The sequence below is a fragment of the Gordonia neofelifaecis NRRL B-59395 genome (genome assembly GCF_000192435.1).
Lineage (GTDB): Bacteria > Actinomycetota > Actinomycetes > Mycobacteriales > Mycobacteriaceae > Gordonia > Gordonia neofelifaecis.
Genome location: NZ_AEUD01000008.1, coordinates 50,915 through 67,987 on the forward strand (window position 1 = coordinate 50,915; position 17,073 = coordinate 67,987).

Sequence of the window (17,073 nt, forward strand, 5' to 3'; positions counted from 1 at the left end):
GCGCCGTGCTGTTGTCTCTGGCAGTGGGCATCGCCTTGGACGGGTCGGCCGTGTCGCTCGGGTTCCTGGCCGCGGCGGTCGTGCTGACCGTGGCCGTGCGCTGGGCCGACGATCTCGCCGACGCCGTTCGCATCATCGCCACCGTCTTCGCAGCGCTGGGACTGACCGCACTGCTCGGAATCGGCGGCGGCGCACACCTGACCGTCCCCGGGCTGTTGAGCACGGGCGAGCAGGCGACCCTGATGGTCGGCGCAGTTCTCGGCCTCGCCGCCACGACAGTCCTGGCGGGCGAATGGGCCGGCCGGCCGGCTGTCGACTCGCAGCGTGTCTGGCTGGCCTCGGGCCTGATCGATCTGTGGCTGATCACCGAGTTGTGCATCAGTGTCGGCGATCTCGTCACCGGCGGCACCGACGCGGGCTTCCGCGGCGGCCACCTGGCCGCGACGCTCATCTGGTTCGGTTGCGCCGCCGCCGCACTGATGCGGGCGCGGACGTTGCGGGGACAGAGACGAGCCCTGGTCCTCGGCACCGGGCTGTCAGTGATCGCGGCGGCGATCGCCAAGCTCTTCCTCTTCGACCTCGCCACCCTCGACGGTGTGTTCCGAGTGGTCGCGTTCATCGTCGCAGGTCTGGTGCTGCTGTCCCTCGGCGTGGCTTACGCGCAACGTCTCGTCTCGGACGACGGCGCCGACGACGCGACACCGCTGGGCCCGGTGCACTGATACCTCCGCCCCACCCGACCCGAAGGGCGGTCCTGGCCAACGCCCGACCGCAGTCGCCGGGCGCAGGTAACCTCGCCCGAGGACCATCACCTCCCCCACCGAATCGGAGAATCATGTACCGCCTCAGCGTCCTCTACAGCCAGCCGACCGATCCGCAGGCGTTCGACGAGTACTACACCGGAACGCACATGCCTCTCGCGGCGAAACTGCCCGGGATCCGGAGCGCTGCGGTCTCGAAGGGTGACACCCTGGACGGCAGCACGCCCGACATCTACCAGGTGGCCGAGCTGTACTTCGACTCCAAGCAGGATCTGATGGCCGCCCTCGGATCCGAGGAAGGTCGTGCACTCACCGCCGACCTCCCGAACTTCGTGACCGGCGACGTCTCGATGGTGTTCACCGAAGTCACCGAGTTCCCGCTGTAGAAGTCCTCTGCAGAATCTTTGGGTCATGAACCGGCGCACGACGCCGGTTCATGACCCAAAGTTTTCAGCTGGAACCGCTTCGGGGTGCCGCTGCGTCTAATTCATATGGGGGACAACCAGCAACGGCAGGGCGACTGGACCGAGCGCCCGGAGATCGTAGCGGCGCATCATCTGGCATCGCACGACGGCGTGATCACCATCGAGGAGGCACTGGCCTGCGGTTTCACTCGCGATCAGATCCGGCGGCGGATCGACCGCGGACTCTGGGTCCGGCTGGCACGCGGAGTCTTCCTCTCGCTCGAGCATCCGCTGGGCGACGCCGCACGCATCCGCGCCACCGCGGCGGCGCACTCCGCGGTCATCGACCGTACGTCGGCGGCCTGGTGGCACGGGCTGCTTCACGAGGCTCCCGGGCAAGTGACCGCGTCGCTGCCGCGGACCACCCGAGCAGGCAGCGGCTGCACTGTGGACGCCGACCTCAAAAGGCGGACCTTTCCGAGCGAAGACGTCACCCGCCTGCGCGGGATCCCCGTCACCGGTACCGCGCTGTCGATCCTGGCACCGCCGCGACCCTCGACGACGGGCTCCCCTTTCTCGACCGAATGCTCCAGAAGAACGTGGTGAGCGTCCACGAACTCACCTCGTGCCTGGATCGAAACCGGGGCATGCACGGGCTGGGCAAGGCGCGCGAGCTCCTCGCGATCACCGCCGACGGCTCGGAGTCGTTTGCCGAACGACTGTTCGTCCGTTTGCTGCGCCGCGAGAAGATCACCGGATGGCGCCGACAGGTCTCGCTCTGCGGGTTCCGGCTCGACTTCGGATGGCCGGCCGAACGGATCGGCGTCGAGATCCACGGCCACGCCTTTCACCGACATCAGGATCGCTTCGACCGTGACCTCGTGAAGGCGAACGCCATCGCGGGAATCGGCTGGCTCCCACTCGCCTACTCGTGCCGGCGTCTCAATCGGGACCCCGAGTCGTGCATCCGGGAACTGACCGACGCGCTCGCCTCGCGCCGCGCCGACCTGTGCTGACCCGAAAACTATGGGTTACAGACCGGCGTGGAGAGCCGGTCCGTAACCCATAGTTTTTGCCGAGACGCTAGGTCCCGAAGGAACCGAGGTCGGTTGGACCGATGAGCCGATCAGGCCGCGGCGGAGTCCGCCCGGACCGGCTCCAGCGCCTGCGCGACGATCTCCGCGACGTCCGTCATCGGCTTCACCTCGAGGACGTCGAGGACCTCCGCCGGGACGTCGTCGAGATCGGCCTCATTGCGCTGCGGGACGAAGACCGTCCGCAGTCCGTTCCGCTGCGCGGCGAGCAGCTTCTGCTTCACCCCGCCGATCGGCAGCACCCGGCCGTTGAGCGTGACCTCGCCGGTCATGCCGACGTCGCTGCGGACCCGACGACCGGTCAACATCGAGACGAGCGCCGTGACCATGGTGACGCCCGCCGACGGTCCGTCCTTCGGGACGGCGCCGGCCGGGAAGTGAATGTGCACGGTGCCGTTGAGCGCCGCCGGATCGATGCCGAAGTCGGCCGCGTGCGCCTGAACGTAGCTCAGCGCGATCTGCGCGGACTCCTTCATCACGTCGCCGAGCTGACCCGTCAGCTTCAGCTGCGGACCGGCCGCGCCGTCCTTCTTCTCGGACGTCCCCGCCGCCTTGAGCGCCTCGATGAACAGCACGTCGCCGCCCATGCCGGTCACGGCCAGGCCCGTCGCGACGCCGGGCACCTCGGTGCGCTCAGCTGTCTCCGGGGTGAACCGCGGTCGGCCGAGGTAGTCGACGAGCGACTCCGCGTCGACGGTGATCAGTTCGCCATCGGCCTTGACCGCGACCTTGCGCGCCACCCTGGCGAGCATCCGCTCGAACTGCCGCACGCCCGGCTCCCGGGTGTAGTTCGCGGCGATCTCGCGGAGTGCGTCCTCGGTGATCGTCACTTCGTCGGCGGTCAGCGCGGCGCGCTCCAGTTGCCTGGGCACCAGGTAGTCCCGCGCGATCGCGACCTTGTCGTCCTCGGTGTAGCCGTCGATGGTGACCAGCTCCATGCGGTCCAGGAGCGCCGACGGGATGTTCTCCACGACGTTCGCGGTCGCCAGGAAGACCACGTCGGACAGATCAAGGTCGAGGTCGAGGTAGTGATCGCGGAACGTGTGGTTCTGCGCGGGGTCGAGGACTTCGAGCAGGGCCGCCGCAGGGTCGCCGCGGTAGTCGGAGCCGACCTTGTCGATCTCGTCGAGCAGCACCACCGGGTTCATCGACCCGGCCTCGCCGATCGCCCGGACGATCCGACCGGGCAGCGCGCCGACATAGGTGCGCCGGTGGCCGCGGATCTCCGCTTCGTCCCGGACACCGCCGAGCGCGACCCGGACGAACTTGCGCCCGAGCGCCCGTGCGACGGATTCGCCCAGCGACGTCTTGCCGACTCCCGGCGGCCCCGCGAGCACCATCACCGCACCGGAGCCACGCCCGCCGACCACCGACAGTCCGCGCTCGGCACGACGGGAGCGCACCGCGAGGTACTCGACGATCCGGTCCTTCACGTCCTCCAGCCCGTGGTGATCGGCATCGAGGATCTCCCGAGCGCCGACCAGGTCGGTGGAGTCGTCGGTCGTGACCGACCACGGCAGGTCGAGGACCGTGTCGAGCCACGTCCGGATCCAGCCGGCCTCGGGGCTCTGATCGGTCCCGCGCTCCAGCTTGCCGACCTCGCGCAATGCCGCCTCCCGGACCTTGTCCGGCAGGTCGGCCGCCTCGACGCGGCCGCGGTAGTCGTCGGCGCCGTCCGGCTCGCCCTCGCCGAGCTCCTTGCGAATGGCGTTGAGCTGCTGACGCAGCAGGAACTCCTTCTGCGTCTTCTCCATGCCCTCGCGGACGTCGGACGCGATCTTGTCGCTGACCTCGGTCTCGGCCAGGTGCTCGCCCGTCCAGGCGATCAGCAGACGCAGACGCTCGTCGACGTCCTCGGTCTCCAGCAGCTGCCGCTTCTGTTCCTCGCCGATCCACGACGAGTAGCCCGACGTGTCCGCGAGAGCGGACGGATCGGTGAGCCGGTTGACGGCATCGATGACCTGCCACGCCTCACGGCGCTGCAGCATCGCCAGGACCACCTTCCGGTACTCGGCGGCCAGCTCACGAGTGGTCTCGGTGGGTGCCGGCTCGTCGACGAGCTCGACCTCGACCCACAGCGCCGCACCGGGTCCAGTGGTTCCGGAACCGATGTGCGCACGCTGTTCGCCGCGCACCACCGCGACGTAGCCGTCACGGCCCTGCATGCGTCCCACCTGCACGATCGACGCGATCACGCCGTGCGTCGGGTACCTGTCGTCGAGGCGCGGCGCGATCAGGATCTTGCCGTCCTCACTCGCCCGCGCCGTGTCGACCGCGGCCTGCGCGGCGTCGTCGAGCGGGATGGGCACCACCATGCCGGGCAGCACGACGAGGTCCGGAACGAACAGCACGGGGACGGAAATGTTCTCAGACATGACACCTCCAAAGTTCAGTCTGCTCGACTCAACCAGGGGTGCCTTGCGTTTGTTCCGCCGCTGTGTTCGCCCTCGGCGATCAGGCCGTGCAGTGCGGAATCAGACCCACGCGAAGCCGTCTGGGTCGACGAACTCCCCGCCGTCGGATCCGACCACCAGCCGATGAGAGCCACTGCCCTCGGGCGGCACACCGGCGTCCTTCGCCGCGGCCTTCCTTCCGTAAAGGGCCAGCGTCACAGCGCCCGTACCCGCCTCGAACTCCACGTACTTGCGGCCGAAGCTCTTCGCCACCGGAAGACCGCGGTCGGAGTAGAACCCCTTGCTCTCCACGATGTCATCGGTCCCGATCAGCAGGACGAGCGAGTCGACGACGCGCAACGGTGCGCCGGTCACCTTCTTCGACGACGCCGCGATCTTCCAGAGGGTGCCGTCCGGCGCTTCGAGCACGCCGCCGTAACCCCAGAACGACTTCTTGGCGGGCTTCACCGCGCGGGCGCCCGCGGCGATCGCGGGGTCGAAGAACGAGTCGACCACCGCAGGATCGGCGACGACCAGCGAGATCACGAAGCCCCGAAACCCGGAGGTGGCTTCGTCCGACTGCTCGAACCGGAGGCGGTCGGTGAGACCGAAGGCCTTGTCGTAGAAGGACTTCGCCGCATCGACGTCGGCGACCTGCAGGGTGAGGGTGTTGATGTTCGTCATACGACTGACGTTACGAGCGCACCACCGGAAGTGCTTCTCGAAAACTGCTTGATGCGATGGGTGGTCCCGAAACGACACGGAGCGAGCCGAGATCCGTTGTCGATCAACGGGTTTCGACTCGATCCGGGTCCGTTCGAGGCGACTCCGACTACCAGTCGGTCTCGTCGAAGACGACCATGCCGCGAATGTTGTTGCCTTCGAGCATGTCGTCGTAGGCCTTGTTGATGTCCTCGAGACGATAGGTCTGCGTCACCAGATCGGCGAGGTTGAGCTGTCCGGCGCGGTACTCGTTGAGCAGCTTGGGGACCTGAGTCCGCGGACCCGCGCCGCCGAAGATCGCGCCCTGGACGCGCTTCTGCATGAGGGTGAGGTCGAAGAGGTTCATCTGGACGTCCATCGCCTGGAAGTCGCCCATGCCGACGACCACCACCTGGCCGCCCTTCGCGGTCATCGCCAGTGCCGGCGCGATGTACTCGCCCTTCATCTCACCGACCGTCAGGACGACGGTGTTGGCCATCTTGCCCCAGGTCATCTCCCCGATCGCCGGAATCGCCTGCTCCATGCTCTCGAAAGTGTGCGTGGCGCCGAGCTTCTCGGCCATGTCCCGCTTGAACTTCACCGGATCGACCGCGACGACGTGCCGGGCTCCCGAAGCCTTGGCACCCTGGACCGAGTTGATGCCGACCCCGCCGATGCCGACCACCACGACCGTGTCGCCGACCCGCGTGCCGCCGATCTCCGACGCCGAGCCCCAACCCGTCGCGATGCCGCAGCCGAGCAGGGCCGCCTGCTGCAGCGGGATGTCGTCCTCGATCTTGACCAGCGACGCCTGGTTGACGGTGATGTACGGGGAGAAGGTGCCGAGCAGGCACATCTGGGTGAGGCCCTGCCCGTTCAGCGTGACCCGATGCGTCTTGTCGGAGATCGAGAGTCCGGTGAGCAGCCCCGCGCCCTCGTCGCAGATGTTCTGCGCGCCGCGCGAACACGGTTCGCAGACACCGCAGGCGGGAATGAACGCGGTCACGACGTGGTCGCCCTCGGCGAATCGGGTGACGCCCTCGCCGACCTTGGTGACGATGCCTGCGCCTTCGTGGCCGCCGACCACCGGCATCGGCGCCGGACTCTGACCGGTCCTGAGGTGGTGGTCGGAATGGCAGAGTCCCGAGCTGACCAGGCGGACTTGGACCTCGCCTGCGACCGGGTCGCCGAGCTCGACCTCTTCGATCTTCCAATCTTCGTTCACACCGTGCAGGACTGCAGCCTTCGTCTTCATCGTCAACCACTTTCTTCTCGAGGAGTGAGCCGACCGTCACAGGGGTCGCCGCATCCATCCTTCCCCGATCCGCGGATCGCGGATGGCGAATCGGCGGATCGCCCCGTAACGCTCAGACGGCGCGCCGCGATCTCCTCGTGGCGGCCACTTCCCTAAGCAAATTGCCAGGGCCGCCGGTAGAGAATCGACAGCGATGAACTTCAAGCGCGACCACCCTGTCGCGACCGGCATCATCTCCACGGTGCTGGTCGCGTTGGCGCTGGTCGTCGTGCTGCTCTGGGAAGCTGCGGGCAAGTCGTCCGACAGCACGCCCGCGCAGCAGCGCAGCCACACCGCCGTCATCACACCGGCCGCGCAACGCGGTGGGTCCGCAGGCACGGCGCCGATCGTCCAGCGGATCCTGTACCCGGCCGCCCACGCCGACCCGTCGCAGAACTACGGCGACCTCTATCTACCCGCCGGAGCCTCCGGACGGTCGACGGTCCCGCTGGTGGTCCTCGTCCACGGCGGATCGTGGGCAGGCGCAGTCGGGGCGCACAGCTTCGACCACCTCGCGCGGAACCTCACCGCCCGCGGGCTGGCGGTGTACAACGTCGAGTACCGCCGGATCGGCACCGGCGGCGGCTGGCCGACCACGTTCACCGACGTCGGCAGCGCCCTCGACGATCTCCCCGAGGTAGCCCGGCGCCACCCGCAGATCAGCCTCAGCCGGTCGGTGCTCGTCGGCCACAGCGCCGGCGCCCAGCTCGCGGCGTGGGCCGGCCTGCGCACCGCAGCGGCCCCCGGGCCGGGTCTCGGCGTCCCCCGCTGGCATCCGGCAACCGTGATCAGCGTCTCCGGACCACTCGACATGATCTTCGCCGCCACGCACGGCGACACCCGTGTGGTCCGCGTGCTCGGCGGTTCACCCGCACAGGTTCCGGCGCGATACCGCGCCGTCGATCCGGTCGAGCTGCTCGCGGGCCGCGACGCCGCGCCCGCCCCGAAGATCATCGCCGTGCACGGCGCGGCGGACCACTTCGTCTCCGCGGTGAACTCCGAACGGTTCATCGCCGAGTACCTGATCCGGGGCGGGCGCGGTGACCTGCGACTTCTGCCCGGTCAGACGCACACGTCGATGTTCGAGACGCGGTCTGCGGCATATCGGTCCCTCGTCGCGCTGATCTCCGACACCGCATTCGCAAGCTGACGAACCCGCCGACGCCGGCGCGGCGTAGCGAATGGAAATCGGCGACGAGGTCCCAGTAGCATCCGGCGTGTGAAGTCTGCTGGAACCGACCCGACGGCGGCACCGCCGACTCGCCACAACGAGGACGCCGCCACCGGGAACAACTCCGGCTACCGCCCCGACCTCGACGGACTCCGCGGAATCGCGATCTTCCTCGTCGCCGTCTTCCACGTCTGGTTCGGGCGGGTCTCGGGCGGCGTCGACGTCTTCCTGACGCTCTCCGGATACTTCTTCGTCGCATCGCTGCTGCGGCACGTCGTCAAGACTCAGCCCGCGGCCGCGTCCTGGCGCTCGGCCGTCGACCCGTGGCCGCGCCTGAGCCGACTGCTCCGGCGTCTGATCCCGGCGATGTTCCTGCTGCTCGCGTTCATCGCCGCCGGCGTGTGGTGGCTCATGCCGAGTACGCGGTGGGGTCCGCTCGGCGAGGAGATCATCGCCTCGGCGTTCTATTACCAGAACTATCACCTCGCCTTCCTGTCCCAGGACTACGGCGCCGCGAACTCCGCGATCAGCCCGATGCAGCACCTGTGGTCGATGTCGATGCAGGGCCAGTTCTTCGTATTGACCCTGCTCACCGCGCTGGCACTCGGCGGACTCCTCAAGTGGGGCGCCCGACGCTGGGAGGTGCTGACCCGGTACGACGTGATCCGTGCGATCGTCGGTTCGGCGCTCCTCATCGTCACCCTGGTCTCGTTCGCCTGGGCGAACTACCGGCACGGAGTCAACCAGCCGTTCAACTACTACGACACGATCGCCCGCATCTGGGAGCCGATGGCCGGCGGACTGCTCGCCGTCTGGATGCCCAAGGTGCGGCTGGCCGACTGGCTGCGCGGGGTGCTCACCGCCGCCGCGGTGGCCCTCATCGCCTCGTCGGGATTCTGGATCGCGGGGGTTCAGGAGTATCCGGCGGCGATGGCGCTGGTCCCGGTCGGCTCCACGCTCCTGCTGATCTGGGTCGGCTCCTCGGCGACGGCGCCGCGACCGGTTCCCGGCAACGATCTGAGCCCGGTCGGCAGAGTCCTGGCGCACCCGTGGATCGTCTGGCTGGGGTCGATCGCGTACTCCCTGTATCTGGTGCATTGGCCGCTGCTGATCTTCTACATGAACTGGCGCTTCATCGACGACGTCGATTTCGTCGAGGGAACCGCGATCCTCATCATGTCGGTGCTGGTGGCGTGGCTGATGACCAGGTTCATCGAGACGCCACTCCGGGCGGGCCGCGGCGGCGGCTTCTCCGTCCGGTACCGGCGGACGCTGAGCGTGGTGCTCATCGTCGCCTCCGTGTTCGCCCTCGGCAGCGCGGGCTACTGGCAGTATCGGCAGAGCAAGCTGACCGTCGACACCACCAACCTCGACCCCCGGGAGTACCCCGGCGCCCGGGCCTTCCTCGAGGGCGCCCCCGTCCCTGCGGTGCCGGTCGCGCCGTCACCCGAGGCAGTCGCCGAGGACTGGCCGCTGAGCCATTGGAAGAACTTCTCCAACTTCGGCGATCCGTCCATCAAGGTCGGCATCTACGGCGACCCCAAGGGCACGCACACCGTCGCAGTGGTCGGCGGTTCGCACTCGGAGCACTGGATGACCGCCCTCGATCAGATCGGCAAGCAACGCGGATTCCGGGTGAGCACCTATATGAAGGCGGGCTGCGCCCTCTCCACCGAGGCCAACGTCGAGATCGACGGCCGCACTCTGACCGAATGCAACGAGTGGTCGCGCGCGGTCAGCGATCGACTGGCCGTCGACAAGCCCGACGTCGTCTTCACCACGTCCACCCGGCCGGCTCCCCCGGGGGAGGAGGGCGACGTGGTGCCGCGCGGCTACGTCGACTTCTTCAAGGAGTTCCGGGATCGCGGACAGAGGGTGATCGCCGTGCGCGACACCCCGTGGACCAGCGGACCGATGTCGCCGCCGGAGTGCATCGCGTCGGGCCGACTGCCCGACGTGTGCGGCGTGGAGCGCGACCGTGCGCTGTCACCGGTCGATCCGGCGGAAACGTTGGTCCCCGACTTCCCGAACATGACGTTCCTCGACTACAGCGACGGTTTCTGCACCGCGACCTATTGCCCGGCGGTGGTCGGCAACATCCTGGTGTGGCATGACTATCACCACGTGACGACGACCTTCATGCGCAGCCTCGTGCCATTTCTCGACCGTGACCTGCAGAAAGCCACCGGCTGGTGGTGATCGGACACCCATCGTCACGGCAGCCGGTGCACAGCGACCGCACAGGCTCGACTGTTACCGTGGCCGACTGATCCGCTTTCCCTGACTTGTCTGAGGTTTCGATGTCGACCACTGCTGCCGTCCGCGAGGCGGCGCCGGCCACGACAGCCGCCACCATCGGTACCGCGCCGGCGAAGGCCACAGCCAAACGGCCGTACCTGCACCACGTCGACCTGATCCGGACGACGACGTTCGCGCTCGTGATCTTCGTGCACACGCTGACGTCGACCACCGCCGAGTTCACCAGCATGGGTACCAACGGGACCGCCCTGCTGTTCCATTCGACGCGGAACATCTTCTTCGCGCTGACCGGCTTCGTGCTGATGTATCAGTACCTCGACCGGCCCGACTTCCGCGCGACGTCGTTCTGGCGGCGCCGGATCAAGCTGGTCATCGTGCCGTACCTGGTGTGGTCGGTGCTGTACTGGGTGATCGAAGGCATGTGGGCGCACGGCCGCCTCAACGACATCCCCACCAGCCTCGATGAGCTCTTCGACCAGGTCAAATGGGGCACTGCCGCGTTCCACCTGTACTTCCTGTTCGTGATGCTGCAGGTGTACCTGCTGTTCCCGCTGGTCCGGCAGATCGTCACCCGCACGCGCGGTCACCACTGGTGGCTGCTCGCGGGCAGTGTGACGCTGCAGGTCGTCGTGCTGAGCATGATCTCCTACTGGACGCCGCCCGCCGGTTTCGCCGAACTGTGGGGGCACATGTACGCCACGGTCCTGCCGTACCAGCTGCTGATCGTGCTGGGTGCGCTGGCCGCCGATCATCGCGAACAGGTCGGCCGGTGGCTCCGCGGTCGCGGGGAGCTCCTCGGCTGGCTGCTGCTGGGCACCGGACTGCTGGCCGTCGGCTCGTACGTGCACCGCGTGGTGTTCAGCGGTGCGCCGATCAACGACCCGAGCAGCCCGTTCGAGCTGACCCTGTTGCCGTTCATCGTGGTCGCCGCGATCTCGGTGTACGCGATGGCCCTGCACTGGGCGACGTTCCATCGCGATCGCACACCGCTCATGGCGAAGACCGTCGCGTACGCGTCGAACCGCTCGTTCCCGGTGTTCCTGGTGCACGTGATGGTGCTGTTCTTCCTGCTCCGGCCGGTCACCGACGACGGCCAGAAGTGGATGGTCGCGCACATTCCGCAGCCCTTCGCGACGATCACCGTGTACGTCGCCACCCTCGCCATCTCACTGCTGGTGGTCGAGGTGCTGCGCAGGCTGCCCGGCAGTCTCTACCTGACCGGACGTGCACGGCTGCCGCTGCGGCCGATGATCTAGCCCCGATCGAGGACGCAGACCACAGCCGCCGCCTGACCGCCTTCGCCCGAGGTCACCAGCACCACTTCCGGGTGGCCCGCCGATCGCGCCTCGACGAGACCGGCGATCGACGCCGCCCCGTCCGCGGCCAGGTTCACGCAGGCGTATCGACGCCCCGCGGAAAGCCGGACCCCGCCGGGCACGGACGCGACGATCGGCAGGCGATCACCGACCGCGGCGAGTACACGTTCGACGGCCGACTCCCGCCCGCATTCCGCCGATTCGACGGCGGCGAGCCGGCTCGGCCGCTCGTCCCGCCGTCCCGGCATCCGGGTGAGCACCAGCGCTGCGCCGGGCACGCTGACCAGCACTGCTCCGCCCGCATATGCCAGCAACGACGATCCGACAGCGATCGACGACGGCACCCCGCAGCCGTCGTCGACCACATCGAGGACGCGAAGGCCCGAACTCCCGCCGAGTCCCAGCCCCGCGCGAACTCCGTCGGCCGACCACCGACGATCGGTCGGCGCCGCGACATGGATCACCGCCGACAGCTCGTCGGCGCCCACCCGTCCGTCGGTCAGCGCCTCCCGCGCCGGACCGACACACGGGTCGGCTGAGGCGAGCGCAGCCACCGCCATGCCCGACACGCGGACCTGGATCGGCAGTTCACGATCGGGTACCGCACTCGCGCCGGCACCTGCGACGCGGTGGTAGTCAGGCATGAATTCACGCTACGGCCTGCGGATGAGCCGATCGGACGTCTGAATGACCGCACTCCTGCGACGCGCCGTCAGCGAGTCGAGAACCGCGCGCGGACGGGACGCCAGCGCTTCACGCAGCTGGTTCCGGATCAGGCTGAGGAGCGAGCAGTGATCACACGGCGCGATCACTCCCCAGGCCTCGATGCCCCACGCCCGGCACAGGGTGACCGCGCGGGCGACGTGGAAGTCCTGCGTCACGATGACGGCCGACGTCACGCCGTACACGGTCGCCGCCCGACGGCACGTCGCATTGGTATTGACGCCCAACGGGTCGTCCACCAGGGCTGATGCCGGAATGCCCTGCGCCTCCAGGTAGGCGCGCATCACCCGGACCTCGTTGCCCGCGTCGTCGGCATCGTTCCCGGAGACGATGACCCGCTCGACGTGACCGGACCGGAAAGCGGCGACCGCGACGTCCAGCCGCGCCCCCACATAGTCCCCGACCTGTCCGTCCTCGACCTTCGCTCCGAGGACGATCATCGTCCGCAGGGCGTCGTCGGGCAGGTCGGCGGCGTCCGCGACCCGGCCTCGCGATCCGGCGACCATCCAGAGCGACGCGACGGCGACCAGCGTCTCCACGGCGAGCGCCGCGAGCAGGAACGCCGCGCGCAGACGGCGGCGGACGGTTCGGCGGATTCTCACCGGTCCACGGTAGACGACCCGTGCACGTCCCGACCGGTTGCGGACGGGCCGGCGACAGCCGCCCTCGCTCGTGCCACAATGCACCGAACGGGGCGCGGGCCCAGTCGGAACCAGGGGAGACGTCGATGCAGTACATGCCGGTCACCGAGTCGATGTTCCTGGTCGCCGAGACACGCGATCAGCCGATGCACGTCGGCGGTCTGCAACTGTTCGCACCGCGCGAGGGACAGACGGCCGAGGCGCTGGCCGACGAGTTCTCCGAACGCTTCCATGCCGCGACCGACATCGCGCCGATGTTCCTCAAGCGCCCGGCCACACCCGCCCAAGTCGCGGGCTACACGGCGTGGACCGAGGACGACGACGTCGATTTCGACTACCACATCCGGCACATCATCCTGCCCCGGCCGGGTGAGATCAAAGACCTCCTCCGCTACGTCTCCCAGAACCACGGCGCCCTGCTCGACCGTCGTCGGCCGATGTGGGAGATCCACATCATCGAGGGCCTCAAGGACGGGCGGGTGGCGCTGTATTCGAAAGTGCACCACTCGGTCGTCGACGGGGTGACCGCGCTCCGCCTGCTGCAGCGATCGCTGTCGACGGATCCGGCCGACCGGTCCGGTACCGCGTTCTGGGACATGGAGCTCGTCCGCCGCAGACGGCGCAGACACGCCGCGAACAAGACCGACAGGAGCTGGCTCGATCGCGTCACCGGCGCGGCGAGTGCGGTGGTCGACACCGCGGGCCAGGTGGTCGGCATGGCTCCGGCCGCTGCTCGAGTCGCGACCGCGGGCGTGTTCGACAAGGACTACGTCGCTCCCCTGCAGATGGCGCCGTCGACCATCCTCAATCAGTCGATCGGCTCCGCACGTCGATTCGCCGCACAGGACTGGCCCGTCGAACGGTTGCGCGCCGTGGCCCGGTACCAGCACATGACGATCAACGACGTGATCATCGCGATGTGTGCGGGCGCCCTCCGCTCCTACCTGACCGACCAGGGCGGGCTGCCCGACGAGTCGCTGATCGCGATGGTCCCGGTCTCCCTGCACAGCGAGGGTGACTCGGACGGCAACGCGGTCACCGCGATGTCCGTCCGCATGGCGACCGACCTCGAATCGCCCGCCGAGCGAGTGGCGGCGATCAAGGCGTCGACCGCAGGGGCGAAGAACGTCATCCGCGGGCTCAAGCCCCTGCAGTCGTTGGCGCTAGGTGCGGCGACGATCTGGCCGCTCGCCTTCGCCACGGTCCCCGGGTTCGTCGAGTACACCCCGCGCGGCTTCAACCTGATCATCTCCAACGTCCCCGGCCCGGAGACGCCGCTGTACTGGAACGGCGCGCGCCTCGACGGCTGCTATCCGGTGTCGATCCCGATGGAGGGGCTGGCGATGAACATCACGGTCACCACGATCGGCGGCAAAGCCGGCTTCGGGATCATCGGGGCCCGCGCCCAGTTGCCCAGTCTCCAGCGGATCCTGGTGCATCTGGAGACCGCGCTGTCGGAGCTGGAGGACTTGCCGCCCGCTTCCTGACCGGCGTCCGTCACGGTCGCGGTCTGCGGCGATGTCGCCACACCGCCACCGCGACTAGACTCGTCCCCGATGCCTGTCACGATGCCGCACGACCTCCCGGCCAGAGCCATTCTCGAGTCCGAGAAGATCTTCGTCATGTCCGCGGAGCGCGCGGGCCGTCAGGACATCCGCCCCATGCGGATCGCCATCTTGAATCTCATGCCGACGAAGGTCGCCACCGAGACACAGTTGCTTCGACTGCTCAGCAACACCCCGCTGCAGATCGAGATCACCCTGCTGCACATGTCCAGCCACGTCTCGCAGAACACCTCGGCCGCACATCTCGAGGCGTTCTATTCGACGTTCGACGAGGTGGCCGACGAACACTTCGACGGTCTGATCATCACCGGGGCGCCGATCGAGCGGCTGGCCTTCGAGGACGTCGACTACTGGCCGGAGATGACCAGGGTCCTCGACTGGACCCGGACCAACGTCCAGTCGACGCTCCACGTCTGCTGGGGAGCGCAAGCGGCGCTCTACCACCACTACGGAGTCGGCAAGTTCGAAGTGCCGAAGAAGATCTCCGGCGTCTTCTCCCATCGCCTCACCGGCGCGAAGTCACCTGTCGTGACCGGGTTCGACGAGGAGTTCCTGGCCCCGCATTCGCGGCACACCGACGTGCACGCCGCCGACGTGGAGGCGACCGGGGCGGTCGACGTCCTCGCGATCAGCGACGAGGCGGGGGTCTTCCTCGCCGCGACTCCCGACGGTCGCCAGGTCTTCGTGACCGGCCACCCGGAGTACGACGCCGACACCCTCTCCCTCGAGTACGCGCGCGACGTCGCACAGCAGGCGGCGGTCGCGGCACCCGCGCATTATTTCCCGGGCGACGATCCCACTGCCGTCCCGCTCAATCGTTGGCGCGGTCACGGCCACCTGCTGTACACCAACTGGCTGAACTACTGCGTGTACCAGGAGACCCCGTTCGACCTGGCCTGACGGGATCGCTGCAACGCCGAACGCCCACCCCGTGCGACTGCACGAGGCGGGCGTCCGGCGGTTCGGATCGAGGTCAGGCCATTCCGCTGGTGATCAGTGCGACGGTCGATCCCGCCGCGAAGTACTCGGCGACCTGCTTACGAAGTCGAGTCCATCTGCTCATCGTCGGTCCCTTTCCTCGGTCTGCTGCATGACGACATCGCCATCGTATGACGGTGTGATGCCACTCACAGTCCGATCAGTGTGTTACGTCACGCAATCGACGCCGAGTCGTCGCCGGGGGCGGCATCGGCCGAGGACTCCGCGGACGCCGGATCGCTGACTTCCGACTCGGTCGCCGACGCCTCCTCGGAGACCTCCGGGGCGGTGTCCACATCAGCCTCGGGCTCGGGATCGGCAACCGGTGCCGTGCCGGCGGCCGGCTCGTCGTCGGACTCGTCGACCTCGGGTGTCGCCGAAGCCTCGGTCACCGCCGACACCGACTCGGCAGACGCCTGCTCGTCGTCGACCGGGTCGGACACGGTCGCCGAGGCGAGAGTCGGCGCCGGCGCGCTGGGCGCGTCACTCTTGCCGAACAGATCGGTCTCGAGCTTCGGGCCGCCGTCGGTCATCACCACGCGGACCAGGTCCTGCGTGAACGTCGGGATGATCTTGCCCATCAGGATGTCGGTGACCGCCGGAGGGAACGGCGTCTCGACACCGAGGGCGCCGACCAGATCGAGCAGACTCGACATCGGCGCCAGCGGAGCCGTCAGCTCCAGGGAGAACGGGTTCTTGATCGAGTAGACGACCGGCCCCTCACCCTGCTGTGACTTCTGGAAGAGGAAGGCCAGGCTGGTGCACGACGAGTAGTTCGCACCGGTCTCCCCGTCAGTCACCTGAGCCCGGCCGTACAGCGCCGTGCAGATGACGGTGCTCTGTGCGGGGTCCGGGACACCGGCCACTCCGTCGAGAACACCGGTGGCCGCCGCGACACCGCCGAGCGCCGTCGCAGACGCGGTCTCGCCCAGACCGAAGGCGAGGGCGATGCCTGCGGGCAAGGCATTCGCCGACGCTCCGCCGACACCGGCACCCACCGCCAGGCCGAGCCCACCGAGTGCGTGCGAATCCGCCTGCGAACCGAGCGCGCCGATCGAGATCGCCGCCGACAGGAAGGCGTCCGCCGTCGCATTCGCGGTGCCGCCGGAGGCGAACGCCGAGGCGAGGCCGGTGCCGGCGATCGTCGCGGCACCCGGATACATGTCGCCGAGCAACGGCGCCAGGCTGATCGCCGATGCGGTGTTCAGATCGGCCAGGCTGATGCCCAGCCCGGGCAGCACCGCACCGATCAGGGTGTCGCCGACCTTCGCGATGATCGAGGGCGAGGCGGCCGTGCAGTCGGCGGAGTCGCCGATGTCACTCGGCACCGCGGTCTGCCCCGGTGCGCATTGGACGACCGGGAGGTCGTACGGTCCGTTGCCGGCGTCGGCGGCACCCGCACCGACACCGGCCGCCACGATCGCCGCCGACGCGGCGATGGAGGTGAGTCCGGTGAGGACACGCGAAGGTCGTGCACGACGGGCTGGGGATCGAGTATCGAGCGAGGTCACAGGGACTCTTTTCTGTTCAGCGAAAACGTTGTGGACCGAGCCCGGCGCTCCATCCCCGCGGACAGTCGGAGCGCGCCCGCCGCCGGACTCGTACCGAACGGTAACTTTCGGGCGATAAGCGATCCTTTCAACCGTTCAGGTGACACGAATTCGCTGCACGGAATTGCCGCTGCGACTCAGATCCGCCGCCTCGTGCCGCCGCGGCGACGGACTGGACCCCCTTGTTACTCGCGAGTAATATTCCACTCAACGGGAACCTCG

The 17,073-nt window shown here is 68.3% G+C and carries 15 protein-coding genes; 9 read left to right on the forward strand and 6 right to left on the reverse strand.

Translation table 11 applies throughout. The features are described 5' to 3' along the window. The first annotated feature begins 242 nt into the window (after positions 1 to 242). The 4 genes from SCNU_RS21130 to SCNU_RS20030 all read left to right on the forward strand — a co-directional run bounded on the left by SCNU_RS21130 (position 243) and on the right by SCNU_RS20030 (position 2,181). On the forward strand, positions 243 to 722 hold the full coding sequence (locus SCNU_RS21130; protein ID WP_238526425.1) for a DUF2339 domain-containing protein: 480 nt from the start codon (positions 243 to 245) through the stop codon (positions 720 to 722). 113 nt (positions 723 to 835) lie between these two features. After that, complete coding sequence (locus SCNU_RS10545) at positions 836 to 1,147, forward strand: EthD family reductase (protein WP_009679356.1); 312 nt, start codon at positions 836 to 838, stop codon at positions 1,145 to 1,147. A gap of 105 nt (positions 1,148 to 1,252) precedes the next feature. Then, a complete protein-coding gene (locus SCNU_RS20025) occupies positions 1,253 to 1,771 on the forward strand; it encodes a type IV toxin-antitoxin system AbiEi family antitoxin domain-containing protein (RefSeq protein WP_050792805.1) in 519 nt (172 codons plus the stop codon). Then, the gene (locus SCNU_RS20030) at positions 1,750 to 2,181 is read left to right on the forward strand and encodes an endonuclease domain-containing protein (protein WP_050792806.1); all 432 of its coding nucleotides are present in this window, start codon (positions 1,750 to 1,752) and stop codon (positions 2,179 to 2,181) included. Before SCNU_RS20025 ends, SCNU_RS20030 begins: the two co-directional genes overlap by 22 nt. Before the next feature lie 110 nt (positions 2,182 to 2,291). On the opposite strand, the gene lon is transcribed toward SCNU_RS20030, so the two are convergent. The 3 genes from lon to SCNU_RS10565 all read right to left on the reverse strand — a co-directional run bounded on the left by lon (position 2,292) and on the right by SCNU_RS10565 (position 6,609). Continuing rightward, a complete protein-coding gene (gene lon, locus SCNU_RS10555) occupies positions 2,292 to 4,634 on the reverse strand; it encodes an endopeptidase La (RefSeq protein ID WP_009679357.1) in 2,343 nt (780 codons plus the stop codon). 99 nt (positions 4,635 to 4,733) lie between these two features. Next, positions 4,734 to 5,336: a VOC family protein gene (locus SCNU_RS10560; protein ID WP_009679358.1), complete on the reverse strand. Its 603-nt coding sequence runs from the start codon at positions 5,334 to 5,336 to the stop codon at positions 4,734 to 4,736. A 148-nt stretch (positions 5,337 to 5,484) separates the two neighbouring features. Continuing rightward, the gene (locus tag SCNU_RS10565; RefSeq protein WP_009679359.1) at positions 5,485 to 6,609 is read right to left on the reverse strand and encodes an NDMA-dependent alcohol dehydrogenase; all 1,125 of its coding nucleotides are present in this window, start codon (positions 6,607 to 6,609) and stop codon (positions 5,485 to 5,487) included. 193 nt (positions 6,610 to 6,802) lie between these two features. Here SCNU_RS10565 and SCNU_RS10570 point away from each other — a divergent pair, with 193 nt between their 5' ends. From SCNU_RS10570 to SCNU_RS10580, 3 genes are all read left to right on the forward strand, one after another. After that, on the forward strand, positions 6,803 to 7,798 hold the full coding sequence (locus tag SCNU_RS10570; protein WP_009679360.1) for an alpha/beta hydrolase family protein: 996 nt from the start codon (positions 6,803 to 6,805) through the stop codon (positions 7,796 to 7,798). A 69-nt stretch (positions 7,799 to 7,867) separates the two neighbouring features. Then, the gene (locus tag SCNU_RS10575; RefSeq protein ID WP_009679361.1) at positions 7,868 to 10,018 is read left to right on the forward strand and encodes an acyltransferase family protein; all 2,151 of its coding nucleotides are present in this window, start codon (positions 7,868 to 7,870) and stop codon (positions 10,016 to 10,018) included. A 101-nt stretch (positions 10,019 to 10,119) separates the two neighbouring features. Then, positions 10,120 to 11,334 carry an acyltransferase gene (locus SCNU_RS10580; protein ID WP_009679362.1) on the forward strand — a complete coding sequence of 405 codons (1,215 nt, stop codon included), beginning with the start codon at positions 10,120 to 10,122 and terminating at the stop codon, positions 11,332 to 11,334. On the opposite strand, the gene SCNU_RS10585 is transcribed toward SCNU_RS10580, so the two are convergent. Together SCNU_RS10585 and SCNU_RS10590 are read right to left on the reverse strand one after the other, a co-directional pair. Then, positions 11,331 to 12,038 (reverse strand): hypothetical protein, encoded by a 708-nt coding sequence (locus tag SCNU_RS10585; protein WP_009679363.1) that lies wholly within the window; start codon positions 12,036 to 12,038, stop codon positions 11,331 to 11,333. The genes SCNU_RS10580 and SCNU_RS10585 overlap by 4 nt on opposite strands. Positions 12,039 to 12,047: 9 nt before the next feature. Further along, entirely contained in the window at positions 12,048 to 12,719 is a 672-nt protein-coding gene (locus tag SCNU_RS10590) for a SanA/YdcF family protein (protein WP_009679364.1), read from the reverse strand. Between the two features lie 125 nt (positions 12,720 to 12,844). Here SCNU_RS10590 and SCNU_RS10595 point away from each other — a divergent pair, with 125 nt between their 5' ends. Both SCNU_RS10595 and metA read left to right on the forward strand, forming a co-directional pair. Beyond that, positions 12,845 to 14,245, forward strand: a complete 1,401-nt coding sequence (locus SCNU_RS10595; protein ID WP_040518210.1) for a WS/DGAT/MGAT family O-acyltransferase — start codon at positions 12,845 to 12,847, stop codon at positions 14,243 to 14,245. 69 nt (positions 14,246 to 14,314) lie between these two features. After that, a complete protein-coding gene (gene metA, locus SCNU_RS10600) occupies positions 14,315 to 15,223 on the forward strand; it encodes a homoserine O-acetyltransferase MetA (RefSeq protein WP_009679366.1) in 909 nt (302 codons plus the stop codon). A 251-nt stretch (positions 15,224 to 15,474) separates the two neighbouring features. Here metA and SCNU_RS10605 read toward each other — a convergent pair whose 3' ends face one another. Beyond that, the gene (locus tag SCNU_RS10605) at positions 15,475 to 16,812 is read right to left on the reverse strand and encodes a hypothetical protein (RefSeq protein ID WP_009679367.1); all 1,338 of its coding nucleotides are present in this window, start codon (positions 16,810 to 16,812) and stop codon (positions 15,475 to 15,477) included. Positions 16,813 to 17,073 lie beyond the last annotated feature (261 nt).